The 21,029-nt window shown below is 37.4% G+C and carries 19 protein-coding genes and 1 pseudogene; 5 read left to right on the forward strand and 15 right to left on the reverse strand.

The window, feature by feature from the left end:
• Window positions 1-38: 38 nt before the first annotated feature.
• The 3 genes from HMPREF0623_RS02185 to HMPREF0623_RS02195 form a co-directional block, all read right to left on the reverse strand.
• Window positions 39-806, reverse strand: coding sequence for a ribonuclease HII (locus tag HMPREF0623_RS02185; RefSeq protein WP_002831692.1), 768 nt, complete (start codon window positions 804-806; stop codon window positions 39-41).
• Window positions 793-1,656 carry a ribosome biogenesis GTPase YlqF gene (ylqF, locus tag HMPREF0623_RS02190; RefSeq protein WP_002831694.1) on the reverse strand — a complete coding sequence of 288 codons (864 nt, stop codon included), beginning with the start codon at window positions 1,654-1,656 and terminating at the stop codon, window positions 793-795. The genes HMPREF0623_RS02185 and ylqF overlap by 14 nt, the downstream gene beginning before the upstream one ends.
• A gap of 405 nt (window positions 1,657-2,061) precedes the next feature.
• Complete coding sequence (locus HMPREF0623_RS02195) at window positions 2,062-2,205, reverse strand: hypothetical protein (protein ID WP_232362406.1); 144 nt, start codon at window positions 2,203-2,205, stop codon at window positions 2,062-2,064.
• Between the two features lie 549 nt (window positions 2,206-2,754).
• On the opposite strand from HMPREF0623_RS02195, the gene HMPREF0623_RS09250 reads away from it, so the two are divergent.
• From HMPREF0623_RS09250 to HMPREF0623_RS09760, 3 genes are all read left to right on the forward strand, one after another.
• Window positions 2,755-3,282 carry a transposase family protein gene (locus HMPREF0623_RS09250; RefSeq protein WP_162257380.1) on the forward strand — a complete coding sequence of 176 codons (528 nt, stop codon included), beginning with the start codon at window positions 2,755-2,757 and terminating at the stop codon, window positions 3,280-3,282.
• A gap of 50 nt (window positions 3,283-3,332) precedes the next feature.
• Window positions 3,333-3,623 carry a transposase gene (locus tag HMPREF0623_RS09825; RefSeq protein ID WP_392391865.1) on the forward strand — a complete coding sequence of 97 codons (291 nt, stop codon included), beginning with the start codon at window positions 3,333-3,335 and terminating at the stop codon, window positions 3,621-3,623.
• Window positions 3,624-3,684: 61 nt separating this feature from the next.
• On the forward strand, window positions 3,685-4,011 hold the full coding sequence (locus HMPREF0623_RS09760) for a transposase (RefSeq protein WP_262347920.1): 327 nt from the start codon (window positions 3,685-3,687) through the stop codon (window positions 4,009-4,011).
• A 252-nt stretch (window positions 4,012-4,263) separates the two neighbouring features.
• On the opposite strand, the gene HMPREF0623_RS09620 is transcribed toward HMPREF0623_RS09760, so the two are convergent.
• From HMPREF0623_RS09620 to HMPREF0623_RS02215, 3 genes are all read right to left on the reverse strand, one after another.
• On the reverse strand, window positions 4,264-4,401 hold the full coding sequence (locus tag HMPREF0623_RS09620) for a hypothetical protein (RefSeq protein WP_155515583.1): 138 nt from the start codon (window positions 4,399-4,401) through the stop codon (window positions 4,264-4,266).
• 532 nt (window positions 4,402-4,933) lie between these two features.
• Window positions 4,934-5,404, reverse strand: coding sequence for a hypothetical protein (locus HMPREF0623_RS02210; RefSeq protein WP_004165876.1), 471 nt, complete (start codon window positions 5,402-5,404; stop codon window positions 4,934-4,936).
• Window positions 5,405-5,757: 353 nt separating this feature from the next.
• Window positions 5,758-7,173: a hypothetical protein gene (locus HMPREF0623_RS02215; RefSeq protein ID WP_004165877.1), complete on the reverse strand. Its 1,416-nt coding sequence runs from the start codon at window positions 7,171-7,173 to the stop codon at window positions 5,758-5,760.
• Between the two features lie 619 nt (window positions 7,174-7,792).
• On the opposite strand from HMPREF0623_RS02215, the pseudogene HMPREF0623_RS02220 reads away from it, so the two are divergent.
• Window positions 7,793-8,163 (forward strand): annotated as a pseudogene (locus HMPREF0623_RS02220) (TIGR02328 family protein).
• A gap of 37 nt (window positions 8,164-8,200) precedes the next feature.
• On the opposite strand, the gene HMPREF0623_RS09350 reads toward HMPREF0623_RS02220, so the two are convergent.
• The 3 genes from HMPREF0623_RS09350 to HMPREF0623_RS02230 all read right to left on the reverse strand — a co-directional run bounded on the left by HMPREF0623_RS09350 (window position 8,201) and on the right by HMPREF0623_RS02230 (window position 11,839).
• Complete coding sequence (locus HMPREF0623_RS09350) at window positions 8,201-8,464, reverse strand: type II toxin-antitoxin system PemK/MazF family toxin (RefSeq protein ID WP_262347921.1); 264 nt, start codon at window positions 8,462-8,464, stop codon at window positions 8,201-8,203.
• Between the two features lie 593 nt (window positions 8,465-9,057).
• A complete protein-coding gene (locus HMPREF0623_RS02225; protein WP_004165881.1) occupies window positions 9,058-10,428 on the reverse strand; it encodes an FAD-dependent oxidoreductase in 1,371 nt (456 codons plus the stop codon).
• Window positions 10,429-10,660: 232 nt separating this feature from the next.
• Window positions 10,661-11,839, reverse strand: a complete 1,179-nt coding sequence (locus HMPREF0623_RS02230; protein WP_004165882.1) for a thiolase family protein — start codon at window positions 11,837-11,839, stop codon at window positions 10,661-10,663.
• Between the two features lie 444 nt (window positions 11,840-12,283).
• Between HMPREF0623_RS02230 and HMPREF0623_RS02235 the strand changes: the two genes are divergently transcribed.
• The gene (locus HMPREF0623_RS02235) at window positions 12,284-12,913 is read left to right on the forward strand and encodes a GyrI-like domain-containing protein (protein ID WP_036671236.1); all 630 of its coding nucleotides are present in this window, start codon (window positions 12,284-12,286) and stop codon (window positions 12,911-12,913) included.
• A gap of 362 nt (window positions 12,914-13,275) precedes the next feature.
• Here HMPREF0623_RS02235 and HMPREF0623_RS02240 read toward each other — a convergent pair whose 3' ends face one another.
• The 6 genes from HMPREF0623_RS02240 to purH all read right to left on the reverse strand — a co-directional run bounded on the left by HMPREF0623_RS02240 (window position 13,276) and on the right by purH (window position 21,023).
• A complete protein-coding gene (locus HMPREF0623_RS02240) occupies window positions 13,276-15,390 on the reverse strand; it encodes an ATP-dependent Clp protease ATP-binding subunit (RefSeq protein WP_002830250.1) in 2,115 nt (704 codons plus the stop codon).
• Between the two features lie 425 nt (window positions 15,391-15,815).
• A complete protein-coding gene (locus tag HMPREF0623_RS02245; protein WP_002830251.1) occupies window positions 15,816-16,187 on the reverse strand; it encodes a YxeA family protein in 372 nt (123 codons plus the stop codon).
• A 16-nt stretch (window positions 16,188-16,203) separates the two neighbouring features.
• Entirely contained in the window at window positions 16,204-17,220 is a 1,017-nt protein-coding gene (locus HMPREF0623_RS02250) for a YdcF family protein (protein WP_004165885.1), read from the reverse strand.
• A 233-nt stretch (window positions 17,221-17,453) separates the two neighbouring features.
• Window positions 17,454-17,954: a cysteine hydrolase family protein gene (locus tag HMPREF0623_RS02255; RefSeq protein ID WP_004165886.1), complete on the reverse strand. Its 501-nt coding sequence runs from the start codon at window positions 17,952-17,954 to the stop codon at window positions 17,454-17,456.
• A 261-nt stretch (window positions 17,955-18,215) separates the two neighbouring features.
• Window positions 18,216-19,475, reverse strand: a complete 1,260-nt coding sequence (gene purD, locus HMPREF0623_RS02260) for a phosphoribosylamine--glycine ligase (protein ID WP_004165887.1) — start codon at window positions 19,473-19,475, stop codon at window positions 18,216-18,218.
• Between the two features lie 12 nt (window positions 19,476-19,487).
• Window positions 19,488-21,023, reverse strand: a complete 1,536-nt coding sequence (gene purH, locus HMPREF0623_RS02265; RefSeq protein ID WP_004165888.1) for a bifunctional phosphoribosylaminoimidazolecarboxamide formyltransferase/IMP cyclohydrolase — start codon at window positions 21,021-21,023, stop codon at window positions 19,488-19,490.
• Window positions 21,024-21,029: the final 6 nt, after the last annotated feature.

Raw genomic sequence — 21,029 nt, forward strand, 5'->3', positions numbered from 1 at the left:
CCTCGAATGTACAATACGTGATTTTAGTAAATAATATTTTATTGTCGAACAAATTCTGGAACCGGTTCAAAAGTCAACCGATGTAGCGGGGTAACTCCTAACTCCTTTAAACCTTCCAGGTGCTGCTTGGTTCCGTAACCCACGTTTTGATCGAAACCGTAGCCGGGATAAACTTTATTGTACGAGCGCATGAGGTGATCCCGGTAGACTTTGGCCACAATTGAAGCTGCCGCAATGCTAATACTCTTAGCATCCCCTTTATACATCACCGTCTTAGGAATACTCGTAGGAACCTGAACTGCATCAATTAACAAGTGTTCCGGAGTTACATTTAAATGGCTAATCGCGTCGTTCATTGCCGCTTTGGTGGCGTTCAAAATTCCCATTTGATCAATTTGCTGGTTAGAACGCACCCCGATACCAACGCTAACTGCTTCAGATAGAATTTGGGCGTACAGAGATTCCCTAAGCTTTAAGGACAACTGTTTGGAGTCGTTAACTTCTACCAAATCAAAATGGTCGTCTAGGACCACTGCCGCCGTCACCACTGGTCCAGCTAAACATCCGCGGCCTACTTCATCAATCCCAGCCACAAACTGCTTGCCGGACTGCCATAACTCATTTTCCAAGGAAAACCGCTTTTGAAAGGCGAGGCGTTGTTCAGCTATTTTTTGGAGCACCTTTTCCTTTTGCCGTAATAGTTTTTGCACTCCAGCCCGGTCATCGTCAGCTAGAGCCAAAAAGTAAGGATCATTAACGTCTTGAACGGTTACTAAGCGTTCCTTAATTTCTTTAATCGTCGCCACGGTCGTTAAGCTCCTCCACAAAATCTAAGTTAAAACGACCTAATTTGCCCTTCCGAGCATCCAACAAGATTCGTTGGCTAGCACGATCATAGTCGTCTCTCATTCCTAACTTCTGGGTGATTAACAGTAAAAGTTCTGGCAAAGGCTGATCAAAGTCTTCATCCGTTAAATGATACCGCTCCATTAAACCGTTACGATATTTTTCGCTAAAAATCTGCAAGCCAAATAATGCCACGTCATCATTGGCGTATAAGTTGTCCTTAATTGCCCCAGTAAATGCTAACTTACTGCCAACCGACTGGTCTTCAAACTTCGGCCATAAAATTCCGGGGGTATCTAATAGGTACAAACCTTGCCGTGACTTAAGCCATTGTTGTTTTTTAGTAACGCCAGGACGGTCCCCAGTAATGGCAACTTTTTTGTTAACCAGATGGTTTAGCAAGGTCGATTTTCCTACATTAGGGATTCCGATACACATCGATTTAATCTCCGTCTTCTTAATTCCCCGACTTTCCCAGTTTTCGAGCTTATCCGCTAAAATTGCGCGGGTATGTTTTAGGATAATTTTTTCCGTTGAAGGCTCTTTAGAGTTCAACGCCACGGCATGGTCGCCATTTTTGCGGAAGTACTCTAACCACCGTTGGGTCTCTTGAGGATCGGCCAAGTCCGCCTTGGTTAAAATTAATAAATGCGGCTTATCTTTAATAACCGACTCAATCATCGGATTGCGTGACGAAACTGGAATCCGCGCGTCGACCAGTTCAAAAACAACGTCAACGAGCTTTAATTTTTCCTCAACTTGCCGAATGGCTTTGGCCATGTGGCCCGGATACCATTGTATAATAGGCATATTCTCTAACTCCTTTTATATCAAGGCTTTAAACACCTTGTTTGTTTTATTTTTTAAAATTGGGCAAAAATTGGGCAAATTCAAAATCTAGTAATCGCCAAATCAATTTTACCATCTTCAAAGCTGTTTGCTACTACATCTTGAGTATCCGTGTCGTTTCTAATAACGAGCATTGGGCAAATTTAGTAAGTCGAAAAAAAGCTGTTTACACGATGTTCAATATTTAATTAGCAGTTAACTAATCTTTACTAGCCCTTAATAAAATAAAAAACAGAAATCAATTCCTCGAAAATTTGGTTTCTGTTTTTGTGTGCATCAAATCTATTCATAAAGATCCATACATACACTAGGACAAACAAAAAGAGAACCAAACTCGTTCTCTTTCACTAGTGAAATTGATTTTGTCTATCCTAAACGGTCTTTATCACCAAATTCATCCTGCATTGCCATACAAAACACGTAAATGGAAAAGAATAACATTACGAAAAATGATCCAACTACAAAATCTGCGCTTTCTTTAAGTGGCGTAAACGAAGTCATTACTAACATTAATGAGTTAGCAATTATCCAAACAATATACAGCCTTTTAGTTCGTTTCGTTAGGTTTGCCTTTTTTAATTTCATGATGAATCACTCTCTTTACTTCACACATGCTAACTATTCCAACTTTTCTTAATTCACAAAGCCCCTTTTAACAATTGTTATTGAAACTTCTATTAGGTTCAAATATCTACTGAATTCTGACTTTTAAAATTTGTCTTTTAGCCTATTCATACTTATACATAGTACATTTTTGAATTAGAAAACGTTCCTACTCCCTCATTTTAATTGTAATCTTTTTTCATTCGTTTGCAAACGCTTTTTTAATCCTGAATGTCCGGCTTCGTATTTTAAGAAAAACTGCTTACCATTTAGTCAAGTATACTTTTTACAATTTTTTGAATTTTACTCAAAACTAAAAAAGAGCTCTATAATAACAAGTGTGGATGAACAGTAAAAAACTGTTTGTCGACACTTTTTTCATACAAAAAAGGACATATCATCATCCTTAATGCTACAAACATGTCGACCGAAACCAAATTGAAAGCAGGTGATAATATGTCTCGTAAAGGTATTATACAAGATAATTTAACTAAAAGTGACCCTAATCTAGAAGTAAAATCTGTTATGGAAGAAAAGGAGGTTTATCGTGTGATCGGTAAATTAACCTATCGGTTAACCTCCTGTGCTTATTGTCATACAAGAAGCATTGTAAAAAACGGGTTTAAAACTGTGTATATCCGTGATATTCCCTTTAATGACAAGCCCGTCATTCTTCAGATAGATAAGCAACGCTTTTTATGCAAGGCATGTCACCGCTCTATTATCGCTCAGACTAATTTGATAAAAAAGTACGCCCAGTTAACTCAAAGATTGAAATTTAGCATTATTAACTATTTAGCTAAAGACTTATCCGTTAACAATATCGCCCAAGAATTAAATGTTTCCCCAGTTTCAGTAAATCGAATAGTCACGGACTTGCATGATCAATGGGTCCACCCGAAAGCCACTTTACCAGAACACCTTTCTATTGATGAGGTTAGAACTACCCAACATCAAATGAGCTTTTTTGGCTATCAACGCTGAGAGTGGCGCACTAGTAACCTTATTACCTGATCGCCTTTCCCAAAAATATTATCGATCATTTTGAACGATGTTACTCATTAACAGCTCGTAGAGCTGTCAAATCCGTAGTCTTAGATTTTAATTCTAGTTACCATACTTTTATTAAACGGCTTTTTCCAAACGCTAAAATTGTCGTGGATCGCTTCCATCTAATTCAAATGCTAAATCGCTTAATTACGCAAACTAGAATCTCTGTAATGCGTCAATTTAAATGGAACTCCAGAAATTACCGTCTTCTTAAATATTATTGGAAACTTTACTTAAAACCGTTTAACAATCTGGCGATTAAACATCCATTTTGAAAAAACATTTAAAAGACCGATTAACTGAAACTCAAATTGTTTCGAAGGAATCAATACCGATCTGGAATTGGCTAAAGTTTATTACATTACCCAATCTTTAGCAGAAGCCATTCGAAATAATAACCATGCTCAACTAGTAAAGTTACTACAAACAAAAACCAAAAATTCATCATTACATACTTTGCTTAAAACCTTTAATGCCAGAGCTAAATCTATTATTAACGCTATGCGTTCGCCATTATCCAACGGACGAATCGAAGGAGTTATTCGTAAAATCAAGCAAATTAATCGCACAGCCTACGGCTACCGAAATTGGCAACATCTAAGAGATCGCGTCTTTATTGAATTTTCACTCAAAACTAAAAAAAGGAAACCAATTCGTCGCTAAACGAAATGATTTCCTTAACAGCTTCTATCCACACTTGATGACAGAGAGCCAAAAATATAGCGATCCTCAAAAGTTAGACCAGGAGTCTAGCTAATGCGAGTTGCCATATAAAATCGTTGTCTTTTAGTTTGTCTAATATTTTAAAAACTATACTCTAATTAAAATAATTCATTATTTAACTGGGGTTGGTTCGGTCCATACCCAGTTAGATATTCGCTTATTAAGCTACCACTTTCCATTTACTTGAATCAATTAATCTTGATGACGAACGCTTTCTTTATTATGAACAATTTCTTCATTATCATTCGAGCCTTCCAAAACAACAAAACTATAAGATATGCATTTTGCTGCGTTACCATCAATTTTGAAAATAAAAATATCAAGATTCATTATGCAATTTTTCCAACTGAAGTCTAACTTCATTTTTTAATTTACTAAACTCACATTCTGTCATCAAATTATCACGCTTAAATCCCACATATTCTCTAATTCCTTATAAATATTTTTCAGATAATCATATTTTTCAGTATAAATTTTTGAACCATCCACACCCACTTCAAAAGGAGATTCAAAAACAAATGTATTTTGGATCTCCTGGCAAGCATTTAGAAAAATCAATGTATATTCAATAACTCTGATATATTTAAATTGGACTGGGCTATTAATATATGTAATTTCCTTATCTCTAAGATAGGCTAACCCTTCTGCAGGTATCCCTATAGAATTTATTGTCTGTCTGTATTCTATACTATCAACATACTCTTTTTTATCATATTTTTGAATTTAACATAGTTTATATAGTGCCAATACCAATTAATAATTGGTATAAACAAAGCCGTTAAAATAAAGCGCAAACACTTTATAAAAAAATCAATGTTTTCTTTTGTTATTACTTTTGAACTTATTTCTACAACAACTTGAATCATATAATTGGTTTCCAATCGTCTGTAAATAACTGTTGAACCGTATTATCTTCTAAATTTATTGGGGATTCTCTTATGTCATCAAGTTCAAAATCTACCCATTCAATGCAATAAGAAATATCATATTTTTCATTTTCAGGCATTCTATTAATTGCACCGATTAAATAATAATGTTTTGTACTGCTAATAAGATTATCGTCCGTAACATTACAGACAATACCTACCACTTTTTTTAAGGAATTTGCATAGTCAACAATATACCCTTTGGTTAAAGTTCCAGAAACACCAACTATATTAGCAATTTCTTTTTCAGATATATATAATTTATCTTTTCCCAATAAGTTACGTTTATTAAACAATTCAATAAATAAACTCAATTGTTTTTTTGCTGTTTCAAGTTCATCTATTAAACCATGAACAGTAAAAAAACAATCTTTTGAGTCATTATACATGCTTTGTATATATTTCATAAAATTCTCTCCATAGTTATTACATATTAAATAACAAAAACTGACTTAACTAAACAAAAAAATTTCGAGCCAGTTCCGAATATATCTAGGTTTTAACAACAATTTATCAACCATTTTTTCTGATAATAATTAGATGTGTTTATAACCGAAAATATGATAAATGAACATTAATTTAACACATGATTCCTTTTAAATAAATGCTTAATAGCCCACACCTCATACAGTAATACTTTAGGGCGTATACACTTGTTAATTATATGTTTATATTTAAAATGATTCTACTAAGAAAGCACCATATCCATTAATATGCAATATATCCTCAACAAAATTTTAACTTTTTATCATGAATTATATTACCTGTTAATTAAATCTGAAAATGTAGTGGCACTTATTTTTTTTGCAAAAGAAATATTTGAGTTGTTTTTCAAGTAATTCAATATTTCTTTTGCTCTATCATTTAAAGTCGAACTATCAATGACACTTAATAATTCACCAAAATTTTTATTGGTATTATTGCTATCTAGTTCATTAATGACAATTGGATCTTTTAAGATAAAAAACAGTTTCATTATTTGTGCACCGCTTAATAGTTTGAAAAATTCATCATAATAACTAATTGCACTTGGTGAAACACCGCCACAATATTCAACGTGACTTTTCCCAATTCTGCAAAGTAAAATATTCCTAATTAAGTTTTCTTCTCGTCCTAAAGGTATATCTTCCGATGTTTTAATATACTTCATAATATTTCTAATAATTGGAGTTTCAAATTTGAAATTATCCCATCCATTATGAGCATTCATTAAATCATCTGATAAAATTGTAAGCTCTAAACTTTTCCTGGAATCAGGTTTGAATCTAAATCCGTCACATTTCTCAAAGAAAGTTTCAGCAAGCGCTTTCTTCTCTTCTTCAAGATTCACTATAAATCCTTCCAATTTAACTCCTAAATCATATTTATACTCTTCCTTTGCCGCACACCAAATAGCAGGGGCAATAGCCAAAATATTTTCTTTAACGACTTTTTCTATTTTTACGTCAGTGAACATTCCAAAAATAGTTTTTAATATATTGCCGCATAACATTGATGAGAGATTATTGATTGATTCTTTTATTGTTACAATATCACTTTGTATAAACGATGACTTTTTTGCTCGCAGGTTAGAAATGAATTTTTTAACTTCAAGTGCTCCAGCAGATGGTTCTACGGATATAACCTCTACAGTACAAGTTTGTAACCATCCTAGTAATTCAAATGGTTGAATCTGTCCATTATTTGGATGTGCACTACTTATATTGTTACGCATATTTAAAATATGAACCAGTTTCTGGTAAACAATATCTGTTATTATTTCTAATTTTACGCATGTATCTAATAAAACTCGATCTTTTATATTTTTAAGGTCATTTTCATCATTATACTGGTCTCTAAGGTTATCACCTATAGCTGAATCAAAAAAAATATCAATACCGTATAAGCATATCTTATTATGTAAGTTAGTAACCACTTCATTCCATAAATCATTTAAGGCCGAATCAAACCTTCCAATTGCAACACTCGAAATAAATTTTGATAAATAATTAGCTTTATTTCTAACTTCAGGGGGAATACGCTCAATAATTGTTGGTAGACTTACTGAAATCTGATTCCGTTCATCTCTAGATGCCAAAATCCTTTCGGCAGGTAATCCCAAATTTTTTAGATAATTTTCAAAATCACTATTTGCTACTAAAGACATCTCAGATTTTTCACCTGAATTATTTTGCATTTTACCATCGTCTCCAATCTTATTTGTACAATAACCTATAATTACATTCTAATCATATCAAATATGTTTTATAATTTTCACAAAATTATCTTATATAAATCTAAATTTCGTCTATCATATAATAATATTGGTAATCATAAGATTAACATCCTATTTCCACGATCCACGTTTTATTCGGTGATATACATTTGCAATACTAAGGCACCATAAACGATATAATTACCAAACCTATTATAATATATACGTTCAATTTCAAATCCCTCGCATTAATTTTCCTAGTTTAGTGTTATAATATTCTGTATAAAAAGAGGGCGGTTGCAGCGCCCTCCCTACGTTCTATGCTTTTGAGTTGGGCTAACCTTGATGGTTAGTCTTTTTTAGTATCTCACAAACCTTAGCCAAATTTAACACTGCTATGGATAAACCTATCAGATTCAACACAAAAGAATCCAACTTTCAGCCTCTATGAATTATTTAATAACTTCACTTAATATCTTAAGCCTTACGTCGAAACAACTCTTAATCTCTCCCAATAATAAATCAAATCATTTTTAATCCTCATTTAACTAGGATATCCTTGTAATACATAGTAAAGCTATCTTAAAAGAAGGCGGAATTGATGCGACTTTGGCACGAAGATTTGATTGAAAAACTCCCCCGAGCTCAACTCCTAGATCAACATCGAGAAATTACAGCATTACGTGGTAAAGGTTGGGGTAAAAAACATGCAACCGTTGACTATGTTTTCCCACACTCGCCATATAAATTATATCAATTTCATATGTTAGTCATGTAGTCATGAACGAAATGAAAAGACGTGGTTATCAACCAAACCTGAACTGGTTCAACCCAACCTACCGCGGATTAAACTGCCCACCTTATCTAAGTTTACCAACTTGCCCATTAACTCACCCAATTTATCCTGAACATGATTTTGATTATTTGGCAGAGCGTCTAACCAATTTGCGTGCAAAAGATATTGATATTTAAATTCTAAATTTTAGTCAATTACGCATAATGCTTTTGTTTATTCTCTATCAAGTTTGACAATTAATCGTATTGTATTTTGAACTTCTTCTATTAAATCTGTAGGTAGTCGCTCCTCAAATTGCCAATTTCTGTGGACATAATCAAAAGACTTTAATTGTTCAATATAAATGGTCCCCTCTACCTTAGTTCTCTTATCCAAATGAACATGCAGTGGATAATCTTTTCCATTGAATTTCCCATGTGATATAGGTACCACCCATACAAAGGGAAAAGTAGCCATTAACTGGTTATTACTAACAATTGGTCTTTTTTATAAAAAAGCAAAATTGGTATATACCTATAATCGACTTTTGAAAGCGCCGTTTTGATAAAAAATTACATATTTGAATTTACCGTGGTCTAAAGGGCTAAATTTTTTTAAAAAAATATTGGTTACAACCTCCGTAGACCGCTTTTTTGGACAGCAACTAAATCTTCGTATCGCTACTCTCTATCTATTGTTTGCTCAATATCAACTATTTCCAGTAGCCCATTGCACATTCACTGCCCTTATTTCTGGCTTTCCGCCCGCTCGATTAAAGGCCTGTTCCATATTTTCTGTTATCAGTACCACAAATATTACCGGTACTTTTCCTTATTTGTATTTATATTCGTTACATTTACCAACCGAATTAGTCTAGCATTGTTTAGGAAATGTAAATGAACAACTTAAATGTAAAGTTGGGCAGTGCCTACAAATATTTGTCCATTATGGCTAGAAATCATTCTAAAATTTAATTTACTATTCGAAATAACACTAAATAAAAAAGCCCTATATAAAGGGCTTCCTGCTAATTAGACTTACTATTTTATCCTTTTTAAAAGCACTAATATAATCGGAGAAACAACCTATCTTTAGAAACGTGCATAACCTAAAGCATGTTGCGCAGCCAAATTAATTAAACTCCATTGCCGGTCGTAACCAGGTTGGAAGAAGAAGTCAGCTTCGGCTAAATCTTCAAGCGTCAAACGATGCTCTACCGCTAATGCCAAAACATTTCCTTGAGCAGTCAAATCGCATGTTGAAAGGACTGCTCCACCTAAAACAATGTGGGTATGGGGGTCAAACGTGATATCAACATCCACGCGAACATTTCCCTCTGACTCGGGAACGTATGCCGGTCGGATGTGGTCAACATAGTGTGAATTAACAATTTCAACATTGGAGCGTTCTGCAGTAAACTCATTTACACCCGTAGAAGCAAAGTGTTCGTCAAATACATGTAGCGCTGATGAACCAACTACGCCTTTAAAGATTTGGGTTGGTTTCTTCTCGAAAATATGATTTACAACGTATTGGGCTTCACGCCGGGCAGTTGTAGCTAAAGCAATTGGAGATGGCTTTCCAGCCGGGATAGATAGCGGTAAGATAGCATCTCCGACAGCAAATACGTCGGGCACGTTAGTTCTCAAGTAGCCATCCACATTGATGAATCCGCGATCAGTTAGATCCACTACGCCTTCGAGCCATTCTGTATTAGGTTGTACACCGGCAGCTTGAATTACAAGATCTGCAGGGTAACTGCCCTTTTTGGTTTCCACACTGGCAACTTTTCCGTCGCCCTTAAATGCGGTAATGCTCTGGCTCATTTCTACTTGAACACCGTTGTCAGTCAAGGTTTTATCAATAATTTCAGTCATTTCAGGGTTGAGATAATTGCCGAGGGGGCGATCGATGAAATCAAATAAAGTGACGTGTTTACCTTTCTTAGCAAATACCTCAGCCGCTTCAATCCCGATGTATCCTGAACCAACCACCGCGACATTTTTAATACTATCATCAGTTAACGCTGCCTTAATCTTTGTAGCCCAGTCGTAACCACGCATTAAATATACATTTTCAAGGTCTGTACCTGGGACTGGCAAATTTTTAGGTGTTACTCCCGAACTAAGAATCAATTTATCGTAAGCAACTTGTTCTTCTGTACCTTCTTTTAAATCCTTAACGGTTACCTGTTTTTGGTCAACATCAATTGCTGTAACTTGGTGATTGTTATAAATCTTTCCGCCTTTGGAAGTGATGTCTTCTGGTCGGAAATTCCTTACGTCATTAACATCTGTAACTTGGTCTTCTAAGTAAAGTTGCATCCCACAGGACATGAACGATACGAAATCGCCCATTTCATAAATCGTAACATCAACGTTATCGTATTTATCCAACAATTCAATTGCTGACTCATGTCCGCCATGTGAAGCCCCAACAATAATAACTTTTGCTTTATCCATCTATAATATCCCCCTATTCATAATATTACAGCTATAGTCTAACTCTTTTTGTAAATCGCTTACAAATAAAACGACCATAATTTTACAAAAACTATACTTTATTGCATTAAATGTATTTGTTTAATCAAAATTATTAAGTACTTAACGTTAGATAAGTTAGAGCTAAAACGGAATTTGTTATTCAGTATAGTTTGTATCAGAACTTCAAACATCTTTTTTACGCTTTTAATAATCAAACAGCTTCAATTATTGTACCTACGCCCATACCGCCACCAACGCAAAGGCTAGCGAGCCCTTTCTTTAATTTTTGATCGTGTAACTCGTATATCAAACTCACTAATATTCTTGCTCCCGAAGCACCTACTGGGTGTCCCAAAGCAATCGCACCACCATTAATATTCACATTCTCTGTTTTTAACTTTAATTTTCTAATACATGCAAGCGATTGCGCTGCAAAAGCTTCGTTGAGCTCATACAAATCAACGTCTTCTTTCGCTAATCCTGCATTTTTTAATACTTCATTAATAGCATAATACGGACCCATCCCCATTAGGTCAGGTTCTAAACCCACCACCGAACAGTTTACCCACCTTGCTAAGGGCTTTAGCCCGTGTGCAATAACCGCTTCCTTAGAAGCAAGGATTAGCGCTGCAGCCCCGTCGTTAATCCCAGAAGAATTGCCGGCAGTAACCTCCCCATCTAACTTAAACGCTGGTTTTAAATTTCCCAATTTTTCAATGGTTGTGTCCTTTCGTGGAGCCTCATCTTTGTTAAATAAATATTTGCCATCCGGTTGATTTACGGTTATTGATGTAATTTCTTTATCAAAGCGACCGTTATTTTGCGCATTAACTGCTTTTTGGTGGCTAGCTAAAGCAAACTCATCCATTTCACGTCTGCTAACATGGTATTTCGAGGCAACATTTTCAGCAGTAATTCCCATATGATAGTGGCCCCAGGCGTCAGTTAGCGCGTCACTTAGAATTGCATCTTCTAGGATTTGATTACCAAGCCGCTGTCCAAATCTCGATTTACGCGAAATTAAAGGCGCTGATGACATGCTTTCCATTCCTCCGGCAATTACGATTTTTGCTTGTTTCGAAGCAATCAGGCTTGCCGCTAAATTAATACTAGATAGACCAGACCCACACACATCATTAATAGTAATGGCCGGCACAGAATAATTAATGCCTGCGGATACCGCCGCTTGCCTTGCCGGGTTTTGACCATTACCTGCTTGAATCACGTTTCCCATTAGTACTTGATCAACGTAATTATCCTTTATATTAGCTTGTTCCATTGCCGCCTTTATTGCAAATCCGCCTAGTTCAGCGGCTGTAAATTCTTTTAGACTTCCACCTAGTTTGCCAATTGCCGTCCGTTTAGCTGCTACTATATAAATTTCATCCAATCCCTATTCACCCCATGAATATTACTAAATGCCATTTCACTTAAAAGAAACGGCACAACTGCTCGTTAATATGTAAAAAATTTATTGACGCCCTTCGTCAAGAGTATCTGAGTGCTTTCAAAACTCGTTCTCTCGTTTATTCTTAAGCACTAATGTTATCACTTGTTATATTTCTTTACATATACTATTTATGCATCAGGCAAAATCATTACGTTTTTTTATAAAATGTGTTCTCTACTTTGCCCAATCTCTAAAGCGTTTTACCCCAAAATCCTCCATATTCGATAAACTAAAATGTGCTAAAATCACATTAGAATCGGAATTTGTAAGAAAAGTAGCGTATAAATGCCCATACATCACCCGAAAGTTCGTCAACGATGGTTATTGGCAACGAACGGACTTATCTAAAATATGCTATATCATTTAAGCGAATGGAGAATTCTTATGAGTAGTGAAAAAATTGAATGGCGGAAGGAAGAAAAAGGCTTTTCCCTTAGGAAAAAGCCTCAAATATTAACCATCCCCGAACAAAATTATTTTAGTATTGCCGGCGAAGGTGATCCTAATTTACCTGATTTCCAGAAAAGGGTTCAATCCCTGTATCCTGTTTCTTATGCTATTCGGATGAGTCAAAAGAAAGGCTGGGACATCCCTAACTTTAAGCTATATACAGTGTACCCACTCCAAGGTTACTGGGGAATCCAAGACCAATATTTAAATGCTCCGGTAATGAAAAAAGAACACTTTAAATACATTATCAGCATTAAACAACCAAGTTTTGTAACTGACGAGATTGCTAAAGAAGCTCTAGAACGTGCTAAACCTAAGATTGATGATTTCCTGTTTGATCAAATTTATTTCGAGCATCGTCCAGCACAACTGGTCGCCCAAATCGTACACGTTGGCTCATTTGATACTGAACCCGAAAGTTTTCAAAAATTAGAGCAATTTATTGATGAAGCTGGTTATCAACGTAGTGAAAAAGAACATACGGAAATCTATATGAGCGATTTCCGCCGGGTTGAGGAAGCTAAGCGCAAAACTATTTTACGAGTGGCTATTCAGGAGAAATAGTAATTAATTGAATAGTGCTTGTTGGCTCTGCGAATATAGTCAAATATGCCCATTTTTCCAAGTAAGGTATCTATTTTTTTTAAGTGAAAAGGCCTTGAGGATTTTATTTTAATCTTTAAGGTCTTTTTTGTTTTTAGCTAAAATAATACCCATTCTTAGCTTTACCATTTCACCTAACTACTAATACGCGTAGCTAAATGATTAGCCAGCCCTAATCTCATTAGTTAATATCTAAAATTGCCCCTCCCTGAATTTTTTAAAAATAAAAAAGGAAACCACCTCGTCGTTAAACGAAATGATTTCCTTAATAGCCACTACTTACTTATACGTTACTCTTGAATGTGCAAAACGCTAAAATCAGACTATTTGGCTTCGATGACAATTTGGTCATCAACCAAATCAGCTTTCAAGTTCTTCACATCTAAATGATCAAGATAGAAATCAGTAACCTTGTCCCGAATTTGTTGTTCGATCACTCTTCTTAATGGACGAGCGCCCATTGCTTCATCGTAACCTTGCTCCATCAACCAATCCTTAGCTGGTTTAGTTACTTCCAAAGTCAAATCTTTCTTCGCCAATGTCTTTTGAACATCCGCAATCATTAAATCAACGATTTGACTTAAGTCTTTCTTAGTTAAGTGTGAGAATTCTACGATACCGTTGAACCGGTTTAAAAATTCTGGCCGGAAGAACGGTGCAAGTCGATCCATTAGAGATTGGTCCTTAGCATCGTCGCCGGTTAATTTTTCGTTACCGAATCCAGCGTTTGACGTTGCAATAATAATCGTGTTCTTGAAGTTGATTACGTTTCCTTGACCGTCCGTTAAACGTCCGTCATCCATTACTTGAAGTAAAAGTGTTAGGACTTGGGGATCCGCTTTTTCAATTTCATCTAATAAAACAATTGAATATGGGTTCCGCCGTACACGTTCGGTTAAGGTATTTGAGTTATCATCGTATCCTACATAACCAGCTGACGTACCAATTAATTTAGAAACCGCCGTCCGGTCCGAATATTCACTCATATCCAACCGAATAATCGCATTCTTATTGCCAAACATATCCAAAGCCAACTGTTTAGCTAATTCAGTTTTACCAACCCCGGTTGGGCCGACGAATAAGAAACTGCCAATCGGTTGTTCGCCTTCGGAGAATCCTGCCCGGTTCCGCCGAATTGCTCGAGCAACCATTTCTACCGCTTCGTCCTGCCCGATTACCTTGCTCTTCAAACGACTATCCAAATCTTTTAGCCGTTCAATATCGTTAGCGCCCATGTCAGAAACCGGAATTCCGGTTAAACGTTCTACCGATTGAGCAACGTCGTCAACCGTTGCAACAACTTCTTCTTTCTTATCTGCATTCTTAATTTGCTTGTTGGTCTCTTCAATCCGTTGCTTTAGGTCAGCAGCACGTTTGAAATCTTCTTCTTTAACTGCCTGTTCCTTTTCTTTTTCAAGCTTATTGAGCTTTTCTTTTAAGGTTGCTTCATCACTTTCAGGCTGACGAGCTGCTAAGTGGGCGGCGGTCATATCGATCAAGTCAATCGCCTTATCTGGTAGAGTTCTTTGTGGAATGTATTGAACCGAATAATCCACCGCTGCCTTCAAAACATCATCGGGGAGTTTTACATGATGATGTTTTTCGTATAAGTCCTTAACACCTTGCAAAATTTTAAACGTGTCTTCCGCGCTTGGTTCATTGACCACCACGTCGTTAAACCGACGAGCTAGCGCTGCGTTTTTCAAAATTGTATTACGGTATTCGTCTTGGGTAGTTGCCCCAATGACGGTTAATTCACCACGGGACAATGCTGGCTTAATAATATCTGCCATCCCTTTGCCACCATCTTCGCCGCCGGTTGAACCTGCGCCAATAATTTGGTGAATTTCGTCAAAGAATAGAATAATGTTTCCAGCTGCCTTAACTTCTTTGACTAAGTCTTTGATGTTTTCTTCAAACGACCCCCGGTATTGGGTTCCTGCTTCTAGAGAGGATAAATCGATTGAATAAATTTCTTTGCCTTGAATAGCTTCCGGAACGTTACCATTTACAATTGCTTGTGCTAAACCTTCAACAATTGCAGTTTTACCGACTCCGGCGTCCCCAACTAAAATGGGGTTATTCTTCGTTCTCCGGCTCAAAATTTCAGCTGTTTCTTGTATTTCATTTTCACGTCCAATAACTGGATCTAGCAGACCATCGCGGGCTTGTTCAGTCAAGTTAGTTCCTAACTTCTCCAAAATACCACCCTTTTTAAGGGCCTGTTGTCCGTCCTTGGATACTTCAATTGTTTTTGCATTTTCTGGTAGTTTACCAGTTGCTCGATATTGAGCAAATTCATCTGGAGTTAACGACTGCCCATTGACCAAGTAACGAGCGGAATCCGAGTTAGGATTTCCCATCCGTTTGAATACTTGATTAAAAATATCATCCATATCATTGTTGAAAAAAGGATCATTTCCGTAAAAATTGGCCATGTAACAACACCTCCGTTAATTAATGAAGTAAAAATTGTACTTCAGCATTAATTCAAAAGCACTCTTTTCACCTACAACCGTATTGTACTCCCTTTTTAGCACTCTGTTAAGTAAAGTGCTAATTAGATTACCCTGTATAATATTTCGAGGTGTCAAATGCCATATTAGCGGGATTTCTCGGCTTTAAAAGTTTTCCGTAAGGATTAAATATTATGCCTTAGGATCTAAATTTAAACATTCGGGACTCTTGATTTTCGCTTCCGTGGAGCAATTCAGGGCTTCTTGGCAGATTTGGAAGTATCTCCAACCTGCCACTAACTTTTACAATCGATAACCATTAAAAATTTGGCTCGGAAATAAAAAAGGAAACCACTCGTCACTAGACGAAATGATTTCCTTTTATTTATCGAATATTTTTTAACAGCTTACTCATGCAGCTGTTTTAAAGCCGCTTTAGGGACGTCCTTTTTAGCAACCTTTTCCCAAGAAATCACTTGGTGCCGCTTGGTGTTATATCCAACCTTTAAATATGCATGTAGTTTTAAGGGCCGTTCTAGCCCACCTCTAAACTTAGCCATTACTTGTTGGCCATTTTGATCATAGATCGGTTGATGATACATGTAATCCACGACTTGGCTGCCCGAGTCATCTTTTTCAACAATTTTGGTTCCCTGATTAATGATTTGAGTGTAATAATTTTCGGTACCGTAGTTGGACTTATACCAGAAATAAGCACCCCCGAAAATGAATAAAAATATTGCAACAATGATACCGCTAGCTATAACTCGTTTACGCATAAACTATTCTCCCATTCTAAAAAAAGGCTAACAAGAGTCCAAGTAAAATCCATCCTAACACAATCGCAATGGTTGTTTTCTTATAAATCACTAACAAAGCGATATATTCACGAATTAGCGCGCTAGGTAAAAAGTAAAATGAAGTTGGTGAACCCACACCGTTTGCATTTAACCCCGCCTTACGAGCATAAATTGCACTGCGCAATACATGATAGTTGTTAGTAGCAAAAATAACCTTAGGCACTCCTGACTTTTTCCAATCCTTTTCAATCTTTTGCTTTGAAAATTTCATATTTTGTAATGTAGTGGTGGATTGGTCTTCTAAAATGATTTTATCTTCGGGGACATGCTGACTTTTAAGGTATTTCGCCATGGCATAGGCTTCCGAAACAGGTTCATCAGGCCCCTGCCCGCCACTAACTATAAACTTGGGGTTCCCATCCTGTTTCCAAAAGTATTCTAACGCTTTGTCTAGCCGCCCTTTCAAGAGCGGAGTTACAGTTTCTGACCTTATTCCAGCGCCTAACGTAATAATATAATCGACTTTTTCTCTTATAGGAATTATTTGATACAGAAACGAATAGAACAAATAACAACTAAAAATAAACGTAAAAGTGACGTCGATTCCTATAAAAACGAGTAACACGCCCGTTAACCGACCTAAGTACTGACTAGCAAGTAAAATAGTCGCACCTGCACCCAATACAAGTAACAGGTTAACCCCGAAAATTAGCGACAATTTAGCCGTCAAGCTTTTGCCTTCGCGCGTTTGCATGACGTAGGAATTAATAATTAAACTAAAACCGACCAGTAACGGAACCACGATAATCCCTAATAGTAAAAACACCGCAAGACTAATGATTCCAATCCTAGAATCTCCAGCTAGATAAGAGGCAATTCCTAAAGTCGCTAATAAAGTTAAATTAATACAGCTTCCCGCAAAAAAGATTCCTGCAATAAAATTACGCCGATCTTTATATAGGTAAATACTAGAAACTAGAATAGTAAGAATTAAAAGAAGGTAAACAAACATAGCAGCCCTCGCAATTTTGATTTAATAAACCAGCAACTAAATCATTTAATTAATATAAAACAAGATTTATTACACGTTATTATATCAACTAATCCGAGAACTAGCCTGCAAAAAGCCTTGTGACGCATACTAGGAAACTTTTCTGCTTTCAAGCTTTTGCTCTAACTCAAATAACCAATGACAGATTGTCGATTACTGCATGTTGAAATCTACAATGCAATGTTTAACACCAATCATTTTAGCGGAGTTGGCACCGTAATTAATTTGCCAAATCGATTATCCCATATGTTTGCGTGATGCTTCTTTATTTGTTCAGCATTTAGCACATCCCCGTTAATGGTTGTAACTCCATCAATTAATATATCGGTTTTAAAACCCAGATGGAACGCGACTCGAATAGTTGTATCTACGCAAAATTCGACTTGTGCTCCGCAAATTTCTATATAATTCAGATGGTTCATTTTAAGAAATGCCTCAAGCCCCGTTTGGTAAAAAGCATCAGGCCGTATTTTATTAAAATAAGTATCAGTGCCTAACGAATTAAGCTCCTCAAAAAGTCTCCATTGTTCACTTGCAACTTCCATTCCTGGTTCAGTGTGCTGAACAAATACAATTGGGAGATTATTTTCTCTGTATTTATTAATCCGTTCGTTAATGTTTGAGATAACTTGATTGCGATTAGCTATTTTACTTAATGCTCGTTGCATATCAATAACGATTAAAACCTGAGCCATAGGTTTAAAATTCCTTTTCTTTTTATGACGTTAAGTACCACTAAGAATAATTTTTAAAGATGATGGAGGTTGTAAAGTTGATATCAGATTATTAATAGTGTTAAATACTATCACCGCTCAGGCACTATGGCAACCTTTTTTCTAGGGGATGTTTTTGTACTAATTGCAGTGTGTCTAAAATTCTTGCAGTTGAAATACTTAAAAAGAAGAGCTATTCAAACTCGAATAGCTCTCCCGTTTGCCCGCTAATAACTCGACTGTCTACTCTCCACGTTTTCCAATGTCATTCCGATAACGCATCCCCACTAACTTCTGTTGATTTAACCACGAATATAAAATTGTTCGCGCTTGCGTAATATTACTAGCTTTGGTTGTTGCACAAAGGATCCGGCCACCATTACTAACCAATTCGCCCTTCGAATCTTGTGCCACGCCAGCATAATTGATGGTAAGGTCTGCTGGAACGCTATTAAAGCTGGATAATCTAATCCCTGCAGCCGAAGATTGTGGGTAATTTTCTGAACTCACAACCACTCCTAAATAAATATCGTTATTTTGCCATTTTACTTGGGGCAGTTGCTGATCCAGTAACCCCAGAATAAGCTCGTAAAAATCACTTTGCAGCTGTGGTAATACAACTTCCGTTTCGGGGTCTCCAAAGCGGACGTTGAATTCAATTACCTTGGGCCCCGTTTTAGTCATAATCAAACCGGCATATAAAACCCCGCAAAAACTAATATCCCGTTGACGTAAAGCGTGAATGACCGGACGGACAATCTCATCCACACACCGTTTGCCCAGCTCTGTTGAAAATTGAGGCAAAGGACTATATGCGCCCATTCCACCCGTATTAGGTCCGCGGTCGCCATCATAAGCTGCCTTATGATCCTGGGAAAGCGGCATTGGGATAATTTGGTCGTCGTTGACAAATGCCATTAGCGAGAACTCTTGTCCTTCCAAGTATTCCTCGATAACGATTGACGTGGTATTAAATTGGTGCTCACCTAGCAATTGGTGAATTATTGCTACGGCATCACTTTGATTTTTAGCAATCGCAACCCCTTTTCCGGCGGCTAATCCGTCAGCTTTAATTACTAATGGATAAGTTGTCTTGGATAACGCCTGGATTGCAGAGCTTTCGTCTTGAAAGCTGGCGTAGCGCGCGGTTGGTACTCCCGCCTCCTGCATAACCTTTTTGGCAAATTGCTTCGAGCTCTCTAATTTTGCTGCCGCTTGAGACGGGCCAAAAATGGTTAACCCTGCCGCATTGAAATAATCAACAATTCCCTGTTGCAGCGGCAATTCCGGGCCGACAACCGTTAAACTAACCGCTTGCTTGCGGGCAAAATCAACCAACTTTTCAAAGTTTAATTCCTTGATGGGAACGGTCTTAATTCCGCTTCGCAACATACCGGGATTTCCGGGAGCGCAATAAACTTCTTCAACCTGCTCACTTAATAATAACTGGCGGCCAATTGCGTGTTCACGGGCACCTTGCCCAATAACTAGTACTTTTGCCACGAATTAAGCCCCCTAATGTCTAAAATGACGCCGACCGCTAAAGACTAGCGTGATTCCTAACTCGTTTGCTTTATCAATCGACGCTTGATCTTTAATGCTACCACCAGGTTCGACGATGGCCTTAATCCCGTGTTTAGCTGCAAACTCGACGCAATCGTCCATTGGGAAAAAGGCGTCGGACGCCATAATTGCATTTTTAAATCCAGCAGCTTTTTCTGCCTGTTCAACGGCAATTTCAACCGATCCAATCCGATTCATTTGCCCTGCGCCAATTCCTAAAGTCTGATTTTCCGTAGCAACCACGATTGCATTGCTCTTAACGTGTTTAACCACCGTTTGACCAAAAACCATGGCTCTTAGTTCGGTCTCTGTCGGTTGGCGCTTAGAAACCACCTTGAAATTAGCCTGGCTTTCAGCGACTTCATCAGGCTCTTGTACTAAAAGCCCGCCCATTACGGAGACTGTTTCGAGTTCCTTAGACGCTTGTTTTTTACTAAAATCAACCGTCATTATTCGTAGATTTTTCTTCTGCGCCAACACTGCAAAAGCTTCCTTTTCAAAACTAGGAGCAATTATAATTTCCAAAAAGAGCTGGTGCATTTTTTGGGCAGTCTCCAAATCAACTGGTCGATTTAATACAATAATCCCGCCAAAAATAGAAATTGGGTCAGCAGCGTACGCCCGGTCCCACGCTTCCTGAATCGACTTGCCTAGTCCAATTCCGCAAGGATTCATATGCTTAACGGCAATCACCGCAGGCTGCTCAAACTCGGCACTCATTTTCAAAGCCGCGTCAGCATCTTTAATATTGTTATACGAAAGTTCCTTTCCATGTAATTGCTTAGCTCGGGCAATCGAGAACGGTACTGGTAAGGCATTCTCGTAGAAAGCGGCTTTTTGGTGACTATTTTCACCGTAGCGCATTGCCTGTTTTTTAGTATAGGTCATTGTGAGTTGGGTAGGAAATTCTTCATCCGCACGGCCCAGATATTGGGCAATTAACGTGTCATACGCTGCCGTATGCTGGAAAACTTTCAAAGCTAGCGCCCGCCGAAAAGCAATTGCATCATGCGGTTGCGCCATCTGTTCTAAAACTGCTTGATAATCTGCAGGATCCGCCACCACCCAAACCGACGCAAAATTTTTAGCCGCGGAACGCAACATGCTGGGTCCGCCAATGTCAATTTGTTCAATTGCTTCTGCTTCAGTGATTCCGTCTTGCATAATAGTGCTTTTGAATGGATAGAGGTTCACACAGACTAAGTCAATCAGGTCAATTTGGTGTTCTTTTAGCGCCTGCAAGTGGTTCGGTAAGTCGCGTCGAGCCAATAGTCCGCCGTGAATTACGGGATGTAACGTCTTTACCCGACCATCCAGCATTTCTGGGAAACCCGTTAATTCCTCTACTCCCGTCACCGTTAGCCCCGCTTCTTCAAGAACCTTTTTAGTCCCGCCAGTAGAGACTATTCTAAATTCTTGAGCTGCTAAGCCCTTGGCAAATTCAACAATTCCAGTTTTATCCGACACGCTTAATAATGCAGTTTTCATGAGCAC

The sequence above is a fragment of the Pediococcus acidilactici DSM 20284 genome (genome assembly GCF_000146325.1).
Lineage (GTDB): Bacteria > Bacillota > Bacilli > Lactobacillales > Lactobacillaceae > Pediococcus > Pediococcus acidilactici.